Genomic DNA, 17,961 nt, shown 5'->3' with positions numbered 1-17,961 from the left:
AGTGAGCAAGTAAGTAGGTGAGTAAGTAACTAGGCAGTTTGTGGCCACATCGCCGTACTGCCAGTTACTTACTCACCTACCTGCTTAATAGCCCAACCACGTAATTTCTCAGCCCAAGATGGCCCTCGACGACTATTATCAGCTCGGCTCCATCGGGAAGCCGCACGGCCTGAAAGGGTTTGTCGTTGCTTTTCTGGATGTCGATGACCCGGAAGCGTACCGCAAGGTGAAATCGGTGCTACTGGAAATGCCGACGGCTCCTGGCAAGCTGATTTCCTACGACGTGGAGAAGCTGCAACCGCAAACCAGCGAGAAGGCATTACTTAAGCTCAAGGGCATCGACCGGGTGGAAGACGCGGAGCCCTTGCGCAACGCCAAACTTTACCGGGCCCTGCAAGATCTGCCGGCGCTGGAAGAAGACCAGTTCTACTTCCACGACGTGATTGGGTACACGGTAGTAGATGCGCAATTGGGTTCGCTTGGCACCGTGGAGTCTTTCTACGAGCTGCCGCAGCAGGACGTATTGGCCATGCGCTACCAGGGTAAAGAAGTGCTGATTCCGGTGGTAGACGAGTTGATTTCGCGCGCTGACCAAGCCACGAAAACGCTGCACGTCAATCTGCCCGAAGGTTTGCTCGACGTATATCTGTCGCCCTCTTCCCGCAAGCGGGACGAGCCAGACGAATTCGACGAGCCGTAGCGCCCTCCCCTGTTCTGCCATGCGTATCGACATCGTAACGTGCCAGCCGGATTTGTTGGTCAGCCCCTTCGCGCACTCCATTGTGAAACGCGCGCAGGAGAAAGGGCTGGCTGAAATTCACTTGCACGATCTGCGCCGCTACGCCATCAACAAGCACGGCCAGATCGACGACTACGTGTTTGGGGGCGGGGCCGGCATGGTGTTGCGCGTGGAGCCTATTGCGGCTTGCTTCGATGAGCTACTGGCCCAACGCAGCTACGACGCCATCATCTACCTCACGCCCGATGGGGAAACGATGCGTCAGCCGCTCGTCAACCGTTTGTCGTTGGCTGGTAATCTGCTCCTGCTCTGCGGGCACTACAAAGGCGTCGATGAACGAGTCCGGCAAGCCTACATCACCCACGAAATCAGCATCGGCGACTACGTGCTGAGCGGGGGTGAAATGGGGGCGGCGGTGCTCGTAGATGCAGTGGTTCGGTTGCTGCCCGGCGTACTTGGCAACGAAGAGTCGGCGCTCAGTGACTCGTTTCAGGACAATTTGCTGGCGCCGCCCGTGTACACTCGCCCCGCTGAGTGGCGCGGCCTCAGTGTTCCGGACATTCTGATTTCTGGCAACACTCCCAAAATAGACGTCTGGCGGCACGACCAGGCCCTGGAAAGAACCCGCCAGCGCCGCCCAGACTTATTAACTGACTGAATAGGTGAATGACTTTGCTGCGTGGTTGCGGGCTTTTAGTCGACCAACCATTTAACAGCAAACCATTTATCCATTCATTTTGCAATCATCAAAACAGAGCGCTATATTTGCGCCTCTTTACCCGAAACCCTTCGGGCGGCGCGGCCGTCCTTCACAGTTTTTTCAGCCATGAGCGTACTACTCGATTTTATTCAGCAGGAATCCCAGGAGCGCCGCGCCAGCTTCCCCAAGTTTGCTGCCGGCGACACCATCAACGTCCACGTGAAGATTCGCGAGGGCAACAAGGAGCGCATTCAGCAGTTCCAAGGCGTGGTTATCCAGCGCAAGAACACCAATTCCAACGGGGAGACCTTCACGGTTCGGAAGATTTCCAACCAGATCGGCACCGAGCGTATTTTCCCGCTCCTGTCGCCCAACATCGACAAAATCGAAGTAATCCGTCGCGGTAAAGTACGTCGGGCTCGCCTGTTCTACCTGCGCGGCCTGTCGGGCAAAGCTGCTCGTATCAAGGAAAAGCGTCTTAACGTAGCTGCTAAGGTTGAGGCATAAGCCTTAGTCGTTTCCAGTTATTAAAAAAGGCTGGCCTCTCTCAGGAGAGGCCAGCCTTTTTGCTTTTCGTAGGTATGGGCAATCTGAGTTCTAACTTCTCAGATCTAAGGTCTCACCTAGCTGTTCTCAATTGAGTTCTGCCGCAGGTCTTGCTCAGGACTAGACTGCTTATCGGCGCTGGCTATCTGGCGGGCCGCAGCTGTCAAAGCCTCGCCTAAGTTAGCTACCCGCTCGGATGTGTTGGGGTTGGCCGCGAAGACAGCGGCTTTGCTGGTGTTTTTACCGAGCCGAGTCAGCAAATCGGCTACCAGGTTTTTGTCGATGGCGCCGCCGTTGAAGTGTGCCTTCAAGCTCTGCAAATCCACTACTATCTGGTGTAGCTCCGGGTTGTTCACATCTTTCACGTCTTCAATCCAGCGTTGCAGGTGGTTGTCGAGACCGGAGCGGGTGGCTTCTTCTTGCAAGTCGCCGGTGAGCAAGTTTACGGCCCCGGTGAGGTGGTTTTGGTGCTGGGTATCGTCTTTGGGTTGCTTGTGAAATGACATAACCGATTGGTTTGGCTACCCGAACAGGTAGCAGGATGAGGAATTCCCTTGCAAACGCAGCCTTTTTGCGAAAGGTTATTTGCGCCCATCGTCCCAATACGACGCAGACGCTTACTTTCGTTTTACCATATCGTTTCGTTTTTGGTGGTTTCTATGAAAAACTTCTTGGCCGCTTTGTGGCTACTGTTCCTGTCCGTGGCCGCATTGGCGCAGCCTACGGCGCCTTCCCGAAGCGCACCCGAGTATTGGCAGCAGCAAGTCAACTATTCCATCGACGTAACGCTCGACGATAAACAGCATGTGCTAACGGGCCGCGAGGAGCTGGTCTACACCAACCACTCACCCAATGCGTTACCCTTCATCTGGTTTCATTTGTGGCCCAATGCTTACAAAGACGATAACACGGCCTTCGCGAAACAGCAGTTGCGTAATGGCAGCCGGAAATTTCACTTCAGTACCTCGGAGCAGCGCGGCTATATCGACCAACTCGACTTCCAGGTGAACGGCCAGCCCGCCAAACTGGACCCCGACCCTGAAAACCCCGACATTGCCAAGCTAACGCTGCCCCAGCGGCTGCCTCCCGGCGCTAGCATTACCATCACGACACCGTTCCGGGTAAAGATTCCGGATTCTTTTTCGCGCTTCGGGCACGTAGAGCAGAGCTACCAGATCACGCAGTGGTACCCCAAGCCCGCCGTCTACGACCGGAAAGGCTGGCACCCCATGCCCTACCTCGACCAAGGTGAGTTCTACTCGGAGTTTGGCACCTTCGACGTGCGCATTACGCTACCCGCCAACTACACCGTAGGAGCTACCGGCGTGCTGCAAACCCCCGAAGAACAGCAGCGTCTCAATCAGCTAGCTGCCGCTACCGCCAGTAAGAAAACTCAGGAAGATTTCGGCAGTGACCTCAACTTTCCGCTCTCAGCCCCGGAAACCAAAACGTTGCGCTACGTGCAGGAAAAGGTGCACGATTTTGCCTGGTTTGCCGACAAACGTTTCAACGTACTCAAGAGCGGCGTCACGCTGCCCTCGGGCCGCAAGGTGGATACGTGGGTGCTCTTCACCAACAAGGAAGCAGAGCAGTGGCGGAAAGGCCTGCAAGATGTAGACTCGGCGTTGGTGTACTATTCGCGTTGGGTGGGTGAATATCCATATAGCGCCGCTACCGCGGTAGATGGCGCCTTGAGTGCTGGCTCCGGCATGGAATATCCTATGGTGACCGTGACGCAGCCTTCGGCCATTGTACACGAGGTGGGACACAACTGGTTCTACGGCATCCTGGCCAGCAATGAACGGGACTTCGCGTGGATGGACGAAGGCGTGAATTCCTACGTGGAAAACCGCGTAGCTGAGCGCCAGGGTGGTAGTGGAGGCTTCATTGCCGGCTTGCCCACCAAAGGCCGACTCGCGGGCGTGTTGGGGATTGAAGGGATGCCGCCCACGGCTCTAAACCAAATCCCTTACCAAGCGGTAGCCAGCCGCGGCCTCGACCAGCCCGTGAGCAACCTAGGTTCTGCGGACTACGGCCAGCTTAACTACGGCATCATCGTGTACGGCAAAACGGCTTCGCTGCTTCAGTATTTGGCCGCGTATCTGGGCCAAGACAAGTTCGATGCGGCCATGCACGCGTATTACGAACGGTGGCAATTCCGGCATCCTTACCCGGAAGACTTACAGGCAGTATTAGAGGAAACCACGGGCAAAAAGCTTAACTGGTTTTTCAACGACATGCTGAACAGCCGGTACCGCTATAACGCGGCGCTGTCGAAATCAAAGGAAGAGAAAGGTCAGCGGAAAGTCTTGGTGCGCAACGATTCGCCCGCGCCTTTTCCTTTCCCGGTAGCCACGCTCGATGCCACTGGCAAAGTGCTGGAAACCCAATGGACGGAGCCTTTCTCGCGCACCGACGAAAATGATGAAGCCGTGTTGCGCTTCCGCAATGAAGGCGTAGCGTCCATCGTAGTAGACCCTGAGTACCTGACCCCCCAACTCAACCGCCGCGACGATCGGCTGAAAACCACTGGGCCATTGCGAGCCTTTGAGCGCGTGGGGCTGCGGCCATTGCTTAGCATTGAGCGTTGGGACCGTTCCGCCATCAACTGGTTTCCCGTGGTGGGGGCCAACACATCGGACAAATTCATGCTAGGAGCAGCGTTTTACAATAGTCTTCTTCTCGTTAAGAAGTTTAGCTACCTCGCGATGCCGATGTACAGCTTTAGCCGCAAGGAGCTGAATGGCATTGGCACGCTGAACCTAAACATCCTACCTGAGCGAGTTACGCGCCGAGCCGTGTTGGGCGTGCTTTTCCAACGTTTCGAGCGGTATCAGAAGGTGGAGCCCAGCCTTACGCTCTACTTCCCAAATTCGGCTTTTGACGGCCCCCAGCACACCGTGAAGCTGGCCAATACGGCAGTTGAAGACCAGGACTTGAACGCCACCAGCAGCATTCAGACGCTGGAATACGGCTTTCAGCTTGGAAACGCGCTGTACCGTTGGAACGCGCACGCCGAACTGAACTACCTGACGCCTGACCTTTCGGAAGAAAACACGAAGACCACCGCGGCTTTGCTTCGGGTTGAGGTTGGCTACCTGCGCTATTATGCACCTAAAAAGACTTTTTCCGTGCGTGTATTCGGCGGCAGCTTTTTGAATAAAGCTAATCAGTCACCGTTTTTCATTGGGCTGAGCGGTAGCCCAGACTATCGACGCCAAACCATGTTCCTGGACCGTCAGCAAATTTCACCTGCTCTGGAAGCTCAGCAGCATCAATTTGATGGCCGGGACGGCGCCTTCAAAGCCTATATACCCGCCGGCAACAGCAGTATGCCCGCGGGCAGCCGCCGCTGGCTCACCACGCTTAATCTGCAAGCTGATTTGCCAGTCACTCCTTTCGGGGTTTTCGCCGACTTGGGTCTCACGAAAGAGCGAAACGTAATAGCCCCCGGCCGGGACGCGCAGCGGGGGTATTATGATGCGGGAGTATCGTTGCCGATTTTCAGTCGGGTGTTGACCTTCTACTTCCCGGTGGCTGGTTCGCAGTATGCGGATGGACTGCCCTCCAGCCGTCAGGATTTCACGGACCAGATTCGTTTCGTGTTGCGCCTCGACAAGCTGAATCCATTCCGGCTGCTAGAGGACCAGCTAACCCAATAATTCTCGCCATTGCTTTCCTCCATGCGCGCCTCGTTCCGAATAGTAGCACTGCTGACACTGAGCAGCGTTTGGCTGCCCGGCTGTGGCACCCACTACGAGGATTTGCCTACTTTCTCGGCGGAACGCAAGCTGTTGCAAGTGGTGGTAGAAATGCCTGCCGGCACCAACCACGCCAAACGATACGACCCGGCTAGTGGGGAATTCCAAACGGCCCGCCGCGCCGGCCTCGACCACGTAGTAGAATTTCTGCCTTGTCCCGGCAACAGCGGCTTTATTCCGGGCACCAGCACCGGCTCCAACGCTACGCCACTAGCCGCCTTAGTATTGGCTGAGACCCAACCCACTGGAACCGTCATGGAAGTACTGCCCATTGGCTTGCTTACGCTCGACGATAATGGTACGCTGCTCCCAATTGTGCTGGCGGTGCCTGCCCGGCCTAGCCAACAAATTCTGCCCGAAGTGGCGTCGTGGCAGGAGCTGACTGGGCGCTACCCTGGGGCAAAAGAAGTGCTGCGCCAGTGGTTTCAGCACCAAGGCCGGCCCGGCGAAGTGCGCATCATGAGTTGGAAAGACGAAAAGGCCGCCGAACAGCAAGTCCGTAGCGCGATGAACTAACGCGCTTTTAAGTTCGCGCTTCGTGCTGTCTACTATAAATAAAGCATCAGGTACAAATGCTATAAAGAGCAAAAAGCCACTTCGTTTGAAGTGGCTTTTTGTTGAATTTGATAAAATCGGAGTGTGCTACTCGATTTTGTTCATGCGCTCTTTTACGGCTTCCAGAGCTACGCGCATATTCACAATGTCGGCGCGGGCGGCTTCTTGCTCTTTCAGGTTTAGATCAACAAGGTTGTTGTACTGGAGCAATTCGGCGGCGTTTTGAGCCAGCTGCTGCTGAATCTCTGCTTTCTTCGCCTTGTTCCGCTCGATGTCCTTCTTGATAGCGTCGGACTTCTGAATAACAGCCATGTGATTGTTTTGCGAAGCTACGAGCGAGCGTTCAGCTTCGGCTACCTGCACGGCCAAGTCTTCGCGGTAGAGCATCCGGGCAAAATCCTTCAGGTATTTCTCGCCCGATTTCCACTGCACCGGCGTAGCATCCTTGCCTAGGTAAGCATTGCCCAAGTCAATAGACCACCACACCGACGTGCCAGTAGGCGTAGCATCTACTTTACTGATTACGCGGATGGGGGTTTTGGAAATATCTTCGATAACCACGCCGTCCATGGAGTAAACACCTTTGTCGGCTTTCACTTTGCTGCCGAACTGGGTGTCAAGTTGCTTTTTCCAGGATTCATCAACCCGCTTGCTATCCAGCTGAATGGTCACGCGCTGGCCTTTGCGCGGAATGCCTTTGATAGCCATGTCTGTCTCGTCGACGGGTGACTTCTGTGCGTAGCCAGTCACCGTCAGCACAAACATCAGCAGAGAGAGGAGTACGCCTTTTTTCATGTGAATGAAGTGTTTAAAAGAAAGGAAGTCTCTGTTAAGTCCGGATTCTTTATTCCGGCTCACCAAATTTAGCCACTGTGTACTCATCTGCCTATGCAGTATGCCATTTTTTTTACGACAAGTTATGTTTTATTGAATATATCATATAAAATACTGCTTAAGTTTAATATAAGCCAGCAGCATCTTTTCCTAATTAGCTTGTGCCTACATTTATCGTTTCACGTAAACCTAATCCTGTATCTTCTGGTTTTCCTCAACTATGTCTGTAACCGTCTGCCGTAAAGAACATTTCAACGCTGCCCATCGACTGCACAATCCCGCCTGGACTCCCGAACAGAATGCACGGGTATTTGGCAAGTGCAACAACCCCAACTATCACGGCCACAACTACGAGCTGATCGTGCGCCTCACGGGCGACATCGACCCCGATACTGGCTATGTGTATGACATGAAGCGGCTGAGCGACCTCATCAAACGCGAGATTCTGGATACCTTTGACCACCGAAACCTCAATCTTGACACGGAGGAGTTCCGCCACCTTAATCCTACTGCCGAAAATATCGCGGTAGTCATTTGGAATCGGTTACGCCCGCACCTTGCGGCGGAACTGGTTCTCTCGGTCACGTTGTATGAGACCGAGCGCAATTTTGTAGAATACCATGGTTAATTCTGTGCCCGCGCCGGATGGCGGCCCGCGCCTTCCCGACGCGCACCTGCCCACCGATTTGCACACTCCCCTCCGCCCTGACGCCTTTGCGCTGACCGACGACGAAAAAATTGCTGGCATCACGGAGCATTTCCGCGAAATCATGCAGCTATTAGGCCTCGACCTTACAGACGACAGCTTGGCTGGCACGCCCCGCCGGGTGGCCAAGATGTACGTGCAGGAATGGTTTCGGGGCATGAATCCGGAACACCGCCCGGATGTGCGCCTCTTCTCGAACCGCTACCAATACAGCCAGATGCTGCTGGAGCGCGACATCACGCTCTTTTCCTGCTGTGAGCACCATTTCGTACCCATCATCGGAAAAGCGCATGTGGCTTATTTACCCGGCGAGAACGTAGTAGGGTTGAGCAAGCTCAATCGCGTGGTGCAGTATTACGCTCGGCGGCCACAGGTGCAGGAGCGTCTCACGCGCCAGATTGCGGAGGAGCTGAAGCAAACGCTGCACACCGACAACGTGGCCGTCCTCATCGAAGCCGACCATTTGTGCGTGATGAGCCGCGGGGTAAATGACACGAGCAGTTCAACTATCACGGCCGAGTATGGGGGCGTGTTTGGCACCGACGCTGCCCTGCGGACTGAGTTTTTGCGATTATTGGGGAAATAACACTTCGGGTTATTGCGCGTAAGCTGTTAGCTTACCGCGTATTCCTGGTTCATTCATTTCGTATAGACCCAACTGCTACCCGCTTACTCGTAGCGCACAGCTTCTTCTCATGTCCCGAAAAGTTCTCATCAGCGGCGGCACCGGCATGATTGGTACGCGCCTCGCCGAGATGCTCATTGACGCCGGCTTCGAAGTGGCTTTGCTGAGTCGGCAATCTGCCAGCAGCAACTACCGTAGTTTCCGTTGGGACCCACGCGCTGGCACCATTGACGAAGCCGCCATTCCCTACGCCGATTACGTCATTAATCTGGCCGGTGCCAGTGTGTCGGATGGGAAATGGACCGATGAGCGCAAGCGCGACATCATGACCAGCCGGCTGGGAGGCACCTCGCTGTTGGCGCGCGCGCTGGCGAAGCCGAACCATCAGGTGCGGGCATTTATCTCGGCTTCCGCTATTGGCATCTACGGCGACAGCGCCGACCGGGTGGTGAGCGAAGAAACCCCGCCCGCTTCGCCCGACGACTTTCTGGCCGACGTGTCGCGGCAGTGGGAGCTAGCGGCGCACGAGGTAGAGAAACTGGGCGTCCGAACTGTTATTACTCGTATCGGCATCGTACTGAGCCCGGAAGGCGGGGCGCTGGTGCCGCTGGCTCGCACCGTGAAAATGATGGCCGGCGCGCCCCTGGGCTCGGGCCGACAGTACATGTCCTGGATTCACCTCGACGACTTGTGCCGGCTACTTATTCAGATGCTGGAGGAGCCGCAGTGGCAGGGCACCTACAACGCCGTAGCGCCGAACCCAGTCACAAACCAGGAATTCACCAAAACGCTGGCCGAGGTGCTGCATCGCCCGTTGGTACTGCCCAAAGTGCCGGAGTTTGCCCTGAATTTAATGATGGGTGAAATGAGTGAAATTGTGCTGGCTTCGCAGCGCGTGAGTGCTGAGAAGGTGCTTCGCCAAGGCTTCAGGTTTGAATATCCGAAGCTAAGGCCGGCGCTGGAATCGTTTTATGGAGAGAAGTGAGTTGCGTGCACGGCATTCTTTTGTCATGTACTGTGTATATTCTCATGAAAACTTTCCCAGATCACCACGTTATGCTTAGCAAGGAAAAGGTATTACTCAGCCTGCAGAATATGCCTAAGCAGTTCTCTCTGGATGAACTGATGGAGAGGTTGTTGATTATTGAGAAAGTTGAGCGCGGCTTAGAGCAAGTATCACGCGGAGAAGTTTTTTCCACTGAACAAGCCCGTCAATTGCTCAAGCAATGGCCCAAGTAAAATGGTCCAAACAGGCTATTGAGGATATTCACACAGTGAGTGAATACCACCGAAGCTATTCGGCTAGCTATGCAGACGCCTTGGTTGACAAGATCTTTGAGAAGGCTTTGCTGTTAGAAACACAGCCTCGAATGGGGCGTATAGTACCCGAAATCAACCGTATCGATATTAAAAGCTATTTTATAAACCCTCCCGTCAAGTGAACTGTAATGTGTTGCTTCAAAAGTGGGTGAGCGGCCTGCTTGGTAAAATCCACTGCTGAATGCCAACTATGAGGTCACATTCATCTCTGTCCCACTTTCCTGTGACTGTTCTCATTCCCAGCCGACAACAGTCGGTTATATATCTATTGCTTTTTGCCACGTTCATTGGCCTTGCTCCTCATGCGGGTTATGCTGGTGACGTAGCATTCTGGAAACGTTGGGGTACTTACATGCTCACCCATGGTTTAACCAGTGTCTATCAAGTAGATGATAATAACTACCCACCACTCTTCCACTATTTTTTGTACCTATTCGGCCAAGCAACGGGCAGTACCGAAAAATTTGTCCACTACATACATTTTCTCAAAATTCTGGTGCTGCCCTTCGATTTTGCTGGGGCTCTGCTCGCCGCTTGGATCTTCGCTCCCGGCACCCGCGACCAGCGTTTCAACGCTTCATTGCTGCTCTTGTGTAACCTGGCTTTTGTATACAACACCCTTGCATGGGAGTAGATAGATGGGGTGCTGGGCTGCCTGGTGTTTGGCGCCGTTACTTTAGCTCTACGAAAACAGGCAATAGCTAGCGCCGTTTGCCTCGTTTTAGCGCTAAATGCCAAGCTTCAAGCTATTATTTTCGTCCCTCCCCTACTGCTACTCTGGATTCCGCTCTGGGCTTGCGCCCCACGTACACTGGTAAGAGCAGCAGCCACGGCGGTGGGAGTACAGATTCTGCTGTTAGCCCCATTTATTTGGGGCAACGACCCCCATGCCCTAGTCCGCATAGTGTATGTCGTAAGCCATGGGGTAGACTTTTATCCCTACGTCAGCATGAATGCTTCTAACTGGTGGGGAGCTATATTTCCCGCCAACGTGCTTGATACAGGTCGCTTCGCTGGCGTGACGTATAAGCATTGGGGCCTAGCAGCCTTTACCGCTGTTTCGGCGGTGGCACTGTGGCCTCTAGCCCGCACGGCTTGGGGCTGCCTTCGGCAGGGCCAAGCGTTCAGTCGTGCTGACCATCAACTAGTACTGCTTAGCTGTGGGCTCATACCTCTGGTGTTCACCTTGTGCAACACCCAAATGCATGAGCGTTACTGGCACCCAGCGTTGTTGTTTCTTGCCGCCTATGGCTTTGTTACAGGTCGTCGGTGGCTGTATGTGGTATTTTCAGTGGCTTATCTGCTTAATCTAGAAAAGGAATTGCACTATTTAGGACTGAAAAAATACGGCACTTTCGTGTTTAGCGCCAGCCTCGGCGCCCCTCTCTTTACGCTGGTGCTAATAGGAGGCCTGATTCTATTATATCGCCGAAGTCCAAAAATGTGGCCGTCCCAGCCGTAGTCATCATAATAAGGAAAATAGCCTTCTGAATACAAATAGTATTCTATATCAAGTTCACTTAGAGGATATCGTGCTTGTATTAGTGGTTCCCCATGGCTATTAGCTATTAGCAGCAACTTTATGCATAGCCCCTTATAAACTATCCGGCACGGCTACGGCGCCGGTGTTGAGTTGTTCCAACAGATTGTCGGCCACGATGGTATCTACGGGCTCGGCCTGCCGGCGGGGAGCTTCGGTTACGCACTGGTATTTGCGCGTGATTTTGCCGGGATATTTGGGGAAAGGGCCCATTTTGATGCCGAGGTCAGGATCTTGGTAGACCTTCTCCATGTACTTGCCGAAGATGGGCAGCGCGGTGCGGCTGCCTTCGCCGCTCTGGGAGCGGAAAAAGTGAATGCTCCGGTCTTCGCCGCCCACCCATACGCCGGTCACAAGATCTTTGGTGACGCCCATGTACCAGCCATCGGAGTAGTTGGAGGTAGTGCCGGTTTTGCCGCCGATTTGGTTGTTTTTTTTCCACAGCTCATAATCCCACAGCGCCTGCGAAGTGCCGCCGGGCTCTTCCATGCCGCCCTTGAGCATGTAGAGCATAAGCCAGGCCGTTTCGGAAGGAATGGCGCGTTTCTGCTTGGGGTCGAACTGCTTGATGACGTTGCCATTGCGGTCCTCGATGCGGGTTACAATCAGGGGTTCCGTTTGGAATCCTTGGTTGACGAAGGTGCTGTAGGCGTTAACCATCTCATAGACACTCACGTCGCCGCCGGAACCGAGGCCGATGCTGGGCACGGGTAAGAGGGGGCTTTTGATGCCGACTTTATGCGCGTATTTGGCCACATTTTCCCAGCCGACGCGCTCCGTGAGCTGGGCCGTGACGGAGTTGACGGAGCGGGCCATGGCGTGGCGCAGCGTCATGTTGCTGCCGGTGTACTCGCGGGTGACGTTGTCGGGCTGCCACTCCATGGGCTTGCCGTTTTCCACGTACTTGATGGTCACGCGTTCGTCGCGGATACGGTCGCAGGGCGAGTAACCGTTGTCGAGGGCGGTGAGGTAGACGAAGGGTTTGAACGTGGAGCCGGCCTGGCGGCGGCCTTGTTTCACATGGTCGTATTGGAAGAAGCGATAATTGAGGCCGCCCACCCAGGCTTTGATGTGGCCCGTGAAGGGGTCCATCGTCATCATGCCGGCGTGCAGGAAGTGCTTGTAATAGGCCAGTGAATCGAGGGGCGAGAGCAGTAGCGTGGTGTCGCCATCGCCTTTCCAGGTGAAGACTTTGGTGGGGTGTTTGGTGTTGAGGGCCGCTTCGAGCAAGTCGGGGCGGCCTTGGTAGCGGGCGGCCAGTTCCTTGTACTGCTCGGTGCGCTTCATCTGCGTCTCGATGAAGCCAGGAATCTCCTTGCCATCCTCATCCACCCAGGGGTTGGAGCCCCGATTTCGCCAGAAATTATCGAACTGCTTTTGCAGCCGCTTCATGCGCTCCTGCACCGACTCCTCGGCGTATTCCTGCATTCGGGAGTCGATGGTGGTGTAGATCTTGAGGCCGTCGCGGTACATGTCGTAGCCGTTCTTCTCGCACCAAGCATTCACGAACTGGCTTACCGCGCCCCGGAAATAGGTGGGCGGCCCGTCGATGTGTTTCTCGACCTGATACTTCAGGCCAATGGGCTGCTGCTGGAGGCTGGCTACCTCGGCGGCGGGCAGCATGTTGGCCTGGCCCATGCGCGTAAGCACGAGGTTGCGGCGCTTGCGGGCGGCTTCGGGGTGGAAGCGCGGGTTGTAGGCGGTGGGGTTGTTGAGCATGCCCACCAACATAGCGGCCTGGTCGGCGGTGAGGCTGTCGGGGGAGGTGCTGTAGAACGTTTTGGCGGCTACTTTGATGCCATAGGCTTTCGAGCCATATTCGACGGTGTTGAAATACATCCGCAGAATTTCTTCCTTGGTGTAGCGGCGCTCCAGCTCCACGGCCGTGAGCCACTCCTTGGTTTTGCTCACCAGCGTACTTACCACCGGGATGTAGCCAAGGCCACCGCGCGTCTCGCCCCGACGGGTGTTGTAGAGGTTTTTAGCCAGCTGTTGCGTGATAGTGGAGCCGCCCCCGCTCCGATTGCCGGTCACGACGCCCGTAATGGCGCGGCCCAGCGCAATGGCATCAATGCCGGAGTGCTCGTAAAAACGAATGTCTTCAGTGGCAATGAGGGCCTTAACGAGCAGCGGCGACATCTTGCTCAGGGGCACCGGCACGCGGTTTTCGCGGAAATATTTGCCGATGAGCACACCGTCGGCGGTGTAAATTTCGGAGGGCTGCTCCACCTTGGGATCTTCCAGTTCCTCCAAGCTCGGCGACTTACCGAAGAGGAACATAAAGTTCATACTCACCAGAATAGGATAAAGCAGAAAAGTACCCACTCCCAGCACGAAAAACACCCAGGCGAGGCGCGCCAGACGATTTGACCAGGGCCGACGCGGCCGGGGAGTGGGGTTTGTTTTCGGTGACTTTGGAGCGGACATTCAGAGCAGGTTGGTCGGCGGCCAGACAAGAACGCCAGCAAGGGAGCCGCAAATATACCAATAGGTGCGGCCCAACGCTGTATAACTACCTGCGCGGCTTTATTTACCTCCGGCAAGCCTTGCTGTAGTTGGGAGTGATAGCAAGGAAAATCAGTTGAAAACAGGCGGCATTACTCAACCGGCCTCCGGTCCGGGCGTAGCTTCGTTCTAGCGTGGGTCGTCCCCAGCTCCCTCTCCCATTGGCGAGGAGGAGCCTGATGAGGATCGGTAGAAGCTGACTAGAGACGTGCGGCAAGCTGCCAGCAACAAGGGTTGACTGTACGCGGCGGTTCACGAAGCGCGAGGTCGGTTCGGTGTGCGGACGCTGGTTTGGAGCGCGGACGTCGGTTCGGCCGGAAAACCGATTGGTAACGATGGAAAATCGATTGGCAGTACCGGAAAACCCTTTTGCAGAGGTGGAAAGTCGATTGGTGATTGTGTCGAAGGCTTTGGCGACGGTGGCGAATGGGTTGGTAGCCGTGGAAAGTGAGTCGGTAGGTATGGAAAGTCAATCGGCGACAATGGAAAGCGCATCGGCAAAGGCGGCGAGGGCGTTGGTATGGCGGTAGAATAGATCTAGAAGAGATTTATCACGCCCAGCACAAGTACCAATAAGACGAGCAAAAGCATCAGGCCAGTAGCGCCAGCGGCAGCGAGGTAGCACAGCAGCCGCCAACCCGAATGTTCTACGTGTGCGGCTACGCGCCACATGCCCACTACACCCAGCGGCGGCAGCGCCACGGCGCAGCCCAGCACCACCCAGCGGGCCACTTGCGCGGCGGCGGGCGTGTGCGGGAACAGCTCTTTTTCAAGCTTGATATTCAGTGCCGCACTTAGCAGCAGGCCCAGCACCCACCACAGCGACACAGGCAGTTGGCGCAAGGCGCGGGCAGCGAAGAGTTGGAGCCGCGCCATCAGCCTCGAAGGGAACAGTCGCCGACAGAGCAAATAAGCATCAGGAAAGCGAAAAGTAACCAGGGAATGAGAGAGATCAGATGAAACAGCACGCACAGCGTCAGAACCCAAGTACACTGTAGCTCCTGCGCTTTGTTGGAGCGAGGACCGGGCCACATGGGCCGGGTGGCCCACCAAAACACACAGCCGTTCGCGAGAAGCGGCAACGGTACCAACAAAAACCCGTCGAAGATGAACAACCACCCGCCATAGACAAGTTGCTCGAATTCTCGGGTATCGGCCAAGGGCCAAAGCTTAGGCAACATCATCCTTAGCCACAACACGGCGCACACGGCTATTAGCACGCTTAAAGCCCGGCCGGCGGAGGGCAGCGCGGCTGGCCGGGGCTGGTAGCCGCTGGTTGTTAGGTCTTCTTCAGTTTTCATTGGAGGAATAGTGTCTTTTCTGTCGGGTGGGCAGCATTAGCCTAGCGCCCAAGCAGCAGCTCCGCCCCTTGCGGCGACCAAAGCATCAGGAGCGAAAACACCATGCCCAGCAGCACAAGCAGCAGCACGCTGGTGGCGGGCAGCACCCCGCGCAGCAAGCGGAGGCGGCGGGAATCGGGGTCGGCGGCGCGTTCCTGCCAGGCCAGCAGGGTGGCCAGCGCCGCTACGTCGCCGGCACAAATGAGCAGGGCCACAACCGTGAGAGAGAGTTGAACAAGCATGATGGGAGGAGCTAAGTGACGTTTGGTTTTATGAGGCCGTCGAAGCGACTTAAGCAGATTTATTGCTTCAGTTCCTGGTAGGCTTGCCAGTCGGCGTAGGTGTAGCTGGGCCAGTGGCGCGCTTCCTGGATTGCTCGTAATTCTTGCAGGCGCTGGTGGAGCTGCCTGGCGGCGTCGGCGGGTTCGAGCTTGGCCCAGGTTCCTTCGTAGACTTCGTGCACGAGGTGGCGCTGCGGTAGCACGGCTTGGTTGGCGGCCAGAATGGGCAGCACCCGATCGGGCATATCGAGCAGGAAGCCGTAGTCGAGCACCCGTAGCTCGGGGCGCAGGTTGTAGCGCGCAATCCAGATTTCCCAGTTGCCTACCGCCAGCACCAGCAGCAGTCCGTAGGCCGCCAGCGCGTTAAGGCGCACCAGTGAATAGGCCGAGCGACGCTGCCAGATCTTGAGTAGCACTGTCACCAACCCGAAGAAGGTCAGCAGCAGGAAGCCGTACACGCCAATGCGCTTGTAGGCCAGGCCGGTGTGCAGGATGTAGTAGTAGTTGCGCAACCCCACCGACACGGCCAGCACGGCATTTTGCAGCACCCACACCGTGGCGCCCCAACGCAGCACGCGCAAGCCGGGCTGGTAAAAGTTGAGGTTGCGGCGGAAAAACCACAGCACAATGCCCATTGCCACCAGAATGCTCAGAATAAGCACGTAAGTACCTTCGTGCACGAACTGGGTCAGGTCGAAGTCAGCCGCGGGCTCGAAGCCAAACCATAGCCAGTTGATGTCAATGGCATTCACCACGAGCAGCAGCACGTTCACCAGGACCAGCATGCTCAGCGCAATGAGATATTCCTTGCGCAGATCGAGGGCGCGAAACTTCTGGGGGCGAAAATCGGGGCGACGCACGGCGAAGGAGGCCACCCGGTCGCGCTGCCGCAACACAAACTCCCCAAAGCGCGACTCCTCATCGGCGAAATAATGCACCGGCACGAGTACCAGCGCGGCCCCGGTTAGGGCCAGCCCTAGCAGGAAGAACAGCAAATGCGGCACGGAAAGCTGTGCGAACAATGCGTCAAGCCACTCCCCTACAATGTCGAGCAGCCGGCTGGCCGCAGCTTCGTAGCGCGGGTTGGCAATAAGGAACAGCACGTGGAATACGGCCAAGGCTAGCACCGGCACCCCGAGTAGCCGTCCGTAAAACCACGTTCGGCTCATTCGGCCGCTCACGTTACTGGGCAGTTGCACCAGCCGCACCAAGCCCGGCATAATGCGCACGGCACTGCCCAAGGCCGTCAGCAGCGCGTAAACCACCAGCTTAAGATGCGGCTGATTCACGTAGCCCAACCACACCGCCAACGACGTTATGCAGGCCAGCTTGGCGGCCCCGGAACCGTACCAGGCCACCATAGCCGCGCTCAGCAAGGTGCCGGCCAGCGTAAGTTGGAAGTAGCCAGAGCGCCACTGCGGCGCGTGTCGGGGCAGTCCAGCCACCGTCACTCCTACCACCAGCAACGTATAGAGCAGCATATTCAGGCCCGCTCGCTCGTGCCAAAACAGTACATCGAAAAGGATGGCTCCCAGCGGCAGCGCCACTTTTTGCAGCGTGCTGAGCGTGAGACGAGGCGCGGCCACCGATTCAGCGAAACGGGAGTTGACGACGGGAATGGAGGTGTTCATGCAATGATGGGTTGAAGGTTTCGCTAGGATGCTGGCGTTGCGTGTCAGCTGTGTGTTATTATGATTCTAAAGAACTTTGTATTTCAAAGTATCAAGACAAAGAAAGAAGCTCCTGACTGGCGGGAGGTGACTGGGGCACTATCCGCGGTGTTATAGCCGCATTGGTCTGTTGCATCTGCTCCAGGCGAGAATACTCGGCCGCAATAGTTCTAGTGAAGTGACCCAGCCCGTACCCCCCGGCCCGGAAAGTGCGGTGACTAGCCGCGTACACCACCAGTGCCGTGCCAGCCATCAGCCCGCGGTAGAATTGCTGCCACAGCCAATTGCTCAGTCGGCCACGGTCCTTGCTCCACTGCTGAATAGCTAGGCAGTGAAAAGCGAGGTGCATTTCCTCGTCGTGCAAAATGCGCTGGCAAATCTGCTGTAGCAGCCCCGAAAGCGTGGCTTGGCGCAAGGCACGGTAGTAAACAGCGGCTACCACTTCCGCCGTCAGTATCACCCGCACCATGTGCTCCAGACCTAGAGGACGGCCCAGGCTGCGAAAAATTTCATGTAGCCAGTGCGTTTCGAGCCGGGGAATGCCTTCCTGGACCATAAAGTGCCCCAACATGTCGGCGTGCCCCTCCTCTTCCTGAATGAACAACTGCATGGCCGCGGCGTAGTCGGGCTCTCCCCATTTGGAGGCCAGGGCCATTAGGTGGTCACCCCCGGTGCCTTCGCCGCGCTGAAAGGTTTGCAGCGATGCCCGCACGGCGTGGGCCTCCGTAGGCGAAAGGCAGTACAGGTCGTCCCAGCTCAGGTCGGCTGGGTGGGCCCGGTTGGCCTCGAAGTAGGTTTTTACGTCGGTGAAGGTCATCATCTTGCGGGCATAGTCTGGA

Annotated in this window: 19 protein-coding genes; 12 read left to right on the top strand and 7 right to left on the bottom strand. The window is 56.2% G+C overall.

What is annotated here, in order from left to right; translation table 11 throughout:
• The first annotated feature begins 118 nt into the window (after positions 1–118).
• The 3 genes from rimM (at position 119) to rplS (ending at position 1,946) form a co-directional block, all read left to right on the top strand.
• Positions 119–700, top strand: a complete 582-nt coding sequence (gene rimM / locus ACYSMN_RS14350) for a ribosome maturation factor RimM (RefSeq protein ID WP_488924586.1) — start codon at positions 119–121, stop codon at positions 698–700.
• A gap of 19 nt (positions 701–719) precedes the next feature.
• Entirely contained in the window at positions 720–1,397 is a 678-nt protein-coding gene (trmD, locus tag ACYSMN_RS14345) for a tRNA (guanosine(37)-N1)-methyltransferase TrmD (protein WP_488924585.1), read from the top strand.
• A gap of 168 nt (positions 1,398–1,565) precedes the next feature.
• Positions 1,566–1,946, top strand: a complete 381-nt coding sequence (gene rplS / locus ACYSMN_RS14340) for a 50S ribosomal protein L19 (RefSeq protein WP_488924584.1) — start codon at positions 1,566–1,568, stop codon at positions 1,944–1,946.
• 116 nt (positions 1,947–2,062) lie between these two features.
• On the opposite strand, the gene ACYSMN_RS14335 is transcribed toward rplS, so the two are convergent.
• Positions 2,063–2,491, bottom strand: coding sequence for a hypothetical protein (locus ACYSMN_RS14335; RefSeq protein WP_488924583.1), 429 nt, complete (start codon positions 2,489–2,491; stop codon positions 2,063–2,065).
• A gap of 153 nt (positions 2,492–2,644) precedes the next feature.
• Here ACYSMN_RS14335 and ACYSMN_RS14330 point away from each other — a divergent pair, with 153 nt between their 5' ends.
• Together ACYSMN_RS14330 and ACYSMN_RS14325 are read left to right on the top strand one after the other, a co-directional pair.
• A complete protein-coding gene (locus ACYSMN_RS14330) occupies positions 2,645–5,647 on the top strand; it encodes a M1 family metallopeptidase (RefSeq protein WP_488924582.1) in 3,003 nt (1,000 codons plus the stop codon).
• Between the two features lie 21 nt (positions 5,648–5,668).
• Positions 5,669–6,262, top strand: a complete 594-nt coding sequence (locus ACYSMN_RS14325; protein ID WP_488924581.1) for an inorganic diphosphatase — start codon at positions 5,669–5,671, stop codon at positions 6,260–6,262.
• A gap of 126 nt (positions 6,263–6,388) precedes the next feature.
• Here ACYSMN_RS14325 and ACYSMN_RS14320 read toward each other — a convergent pair whose 3' ends face one another.
• The gene (locus ACYSMN_RS14320) at positions 6,389–7,096 is read right to left on the bottom strand and encodes a hypothetical protein (protein WP_488924580.1); all 708 of its coding nucleotides are present in this window, start codon (positions 7,094–7,096) and stop codon (positions 6,389–6,391) included.
• A 259-nt stretch (positions 7,097–7,355) separates the two neighbouring features.
• Here ACYSMN_RS14320 and ACYSMN_RS14315 point away from each other — a divergent pair, with 259 nt between their 5' ends.
• From ACYSMN_RS14315 to ACYSMN_RS14285, 7 genes are all read left to right on the top strand, one after another.
• Complete coding sequence (locus ACYSMN_RS14315; RefSeq protein ID WP_488924579.1) at positions 7,356–7,763, top strand: 6-pyruvoyl trahydropterin synthase family protein; 408 nt, start codon at positions 7,356–7,358, stop codon at positions 7,761–7,763.
• Entirely contained in the window at positions 7,756–8,427 is a 672-nt protein-coding gene (folE, locus tag ACYSMN_RS14310) for a GTP cyclohydrolase I FolE (protein WP_488924578.1), read from the top strand. Before ACYSMN_RS14315 ends, folE begins: the two co-directional genes overlap by 8 nt.
• Before the next feature lie 109 nt (positions 8,428–8,536).
• Entirely contained in the window at positions 8,537–9,451 is a 915-nt protein-coding gene (locus tag ACYSMN_RS14305) for a TIGR01777 family oxidoreductase (protein ID WP_488924577.1), read from the top strand.
• Positions 9,452–9,495: 44 nt separating this feature from the next.
• The gene (locus tag ACYSMN_RS14300; RefSeq protein ID WP_488924576.1) at positions 9,496–9,705 is read left to right on the top strand and encodes a hypothetical protein; all 210 of its coding nucleotides are present in this window, start codon (positions 9,496–9,498) and stop codon (positions 9,703–9,705) included.
• A complete protein-coding gene (locus tag ACYSMN_RS14295) occupies positions 9,693–9,908 on the top strand; it encodes a type II toxin-antitoxin system RelE/ParE family toxin (RefSeq protein ID WP_488924575.1) in 216 nt (71 codons plus the stop codon). Before ACYSMN_RS14300 ends, ACYSMN_RS14295 begins: the two co-directional genes overlap by 13 nt.
• A gap of 101 nt (positions 9,909–10,009) precedes the next feature.
• Entirely contained in the window at positions 10,010–10,420 is a 411-nt protein-coding gene (locus ACYSMN_RS14290; protein ID WP_488924574.1) for a hypothetical protein, read from the top strand.
• Positions 10,421–10,735: 315 nt separating this feature from the next.
• On the top strand, positions 10,736–11,248 hold the full coding sequence (locus ACYSMN_RS14285; RefSeq protein ID WP_488924573.1) for a hypothetical protein: 513 nt from the start codon (positions 10,736–10,738) through the stop codon (positions 11,246–11,248).
• Between the two features lie 132 nt (positions 11,249–11,380).
• Here ACYSMN_RS14285 and ACYSMN_RS14280 read toward each other — a convergent pair whose 3' ends face one another.
• The 5 genes from ACYSMN_RS14280 to ACYSMN_RS14260 all read right to left on the bottom strand — a co-directional run bounded on the left by ACYSMN_RS14280 (position 11,381) and on the right by ACYSMN_RS14260 (position 17,942).
• Entirely contained in the window at positions 11,381–13,753 is a 2,373-nt protein-coding gene (locus ACYSMN_RS14280) for a transglycosylase domain-containing protein (protein ID WP_488924572.1), read from the bottom strand.
• A 615-nt stretch (positions 13,754–14,368) separates the two neighbouring features.
• Complete coding sequence (locus ACYSMN_RS14275; RefSeq protein WP_488924571.1) at positions 14,369–14,707, bottom strand: hypothetical protein; 339 nt, start codon at positions 14,705–14,707, stop codon at positions 14,369–14,371.
• 466 nt (positions 14,708–15,173) lie between these two features.
• Complete coding sequence (locus tag ACYSMN_RS14270) at positions 15,174–15,413, bottom strand: hypothetical protein (protein ID WP_488924570.1); 240 nt, start codon at positions 15,411–15,413, stop codon at positions 15,174–15,176.
• A 59-nt stretch (positions 15,414–15,472) separates the two neighbouring features.
• Complete coding sequence (locus ACYSMN_RS14265) at positions 15,473–17,083, bottom strand: DUF4153 domain-containing protein (RefSeq protein WP_488924569.1); 1,611 nt, start codon at positions 17,081–17,083, stop codon at positions 15,473–15,475.
• A gap of 91 nt (positions 17,084–17,174) precedes the next feature.
• Positions 17,175–17,942, bottom strand: coding sequence for a ferritin-like domain-containing protein (locus ACYSMN_RS14260; RefSeq protein ID WP_488924568.1), 768 nt, complete (start codon positions 17,940–17,942; stop codon positions 17,175–17,177).
• Positions 17,943–17,961: the final 19 nt, after the last annotated feature.

It is taken from the genome of Hymenobacter sp. M1-2 (assembly GCF_057808495.1).
The sequence above is the reverse complement of the archived record's forward strand: the minus strand, read 5'-3'. Positions and strand labels throughout refer to the sequence as shown.

What these genes read in the sequence shown, in the direction of transcription:
- ACYSMN_RS14295 (WP_488924575.1), top strand. Translation starts at nt 9,693, where the DNA reads ATGGCCCAAGTAAAATGGTCCAAACAGGCTATTGAGGATATTCACACA.
- rimM (WP_488924586.1), top strand. Translation starts at nt 119, where the DNA reads ATGGCCCTCGACGACTATTATCAGCTCGGCTCCATCGGGAAGCCGCAC.
- ACYSMN_RS14265 (WP_488924569.1), bottom strand. Translation starts at nt 17,083, where the DNA reads ATGAACACCTCCATTCCCGTCGTCAACTCCCGTTTCGCTGAATCGGTG.
- ACYSMN_RS14300 (WP_488924576.1), top strand. Translation starts at nt 9,496, where the DNA reads ATGAAAACTTTCCCAGATCACCACGTTATGCTTAGCAAGGAAAAGGTA.
- ACYSMN_RS14285 (WP_488924573.1), top strand. Translation starts at nt 10,736, where the DNA reads ATGAATGCTTCTAACTGGTGGGGAGCTATATTTCCCGCCAACGTGCTT.
- ACYSMN_RS14315 (WP_488924579.1), top strand. Translation starts at nt 7,356, where the DNA reads ATGTCTGTAACCGTCTGCCGTAAAGAACATTTCAACGCTGCCCATCGA.
- rplS (WP_488924584.1), top strand. Translation starts at nt 1,566, where the DNA reads ATGAGCGTACTACTCGATTTTATTCAGCAGGAATCCCAGGAGCGCCGC.
- ACYSMN_RS14260 (WP_488924568.1), bottom strand. Translation starts at nt 17,942, where the DNA reads ATGATGACCTTCACCGACGTAAAAACCTACTTCGAGGCCAACCGGGCC.
- folE (WP_488924578.1), top strand. Translation starts at nt 7,756, where the DNA reads ATGGTTAATTCTGTGCCCGCGCCGGATGGCGGCCCGCGCCTTCCCGAC.
- ACYSMN_RS14320 (WP_488924580.1), bottom strand. Translation starts at nt 7,096, where the DNA reads ATGAAAAAAGGCGTACTCCTCTCTCTGCTGATGTTTGTGCTGACGGTG.
- ACYSMN_RS14325 (WP_488924581.1), top strand. Translation starts at nt 5,669, where the DNA reads ATGCGCGCCTCGTTCCGAATAGTAGCACTGCTGACACTGAGCAGCGTT.
- ACYSMN_RS14305 (WP_488924577.1), top strand. Translation starts at nt 8,537, where the DNA reads ATGTCCCGAAAAGTTCTCATCAGCGGCGGCACCGGCATGATTGGTACG.
- ACYSMN_RS14330 (WP_488924582.1), top strand. Translation starts at nt 2,645, where the DNA reads ATGAAAAACTTCTTGGCCGCTTTGTGGCTACTGTTCCTGTCCGTGGCC.
- ACYSMN_RS14270 (WP_488924570.1), bottom strand. Translation starts at nt 15,413, where the DNA reads ATGCTTGTTCAACTCTCTCTCACGGTTGTGGCCCTGCTCATTTGTGCC.
- trmD (WP_488924585.1), top strand. Translation starts at nt 720, where the DNA reads ATGCGTATCGACATCGTAACGTGCCAGCCGGATTTGTTGGTCAGCCCC.
- ACYSMN_RS14275 (WP_488924571.1), bottom strand. Translation starts at nt 14,707, where the DNA reads ATGGCGCGGCTCCAACTCTTCGCTGCCCGCGCCTTGCGCCAACTGCCT.
- ACYSMN_RS14280 (WP_488924572.1), bottom strand. Translation starts at nt 13,753, where the DNA reads ATGTCCGCTCCAAAGTCACCGAAAACAAACCCCACTCCCCGGCCGCGT.
- ACYSMN_RS14335 (WP_488924583.1), bottom strand. Translation starts at nt 2,491, where the DNA reads ATGTCATTTCACAAGCAACCCAAAGACGATACCCAGCACCAAAACCAC.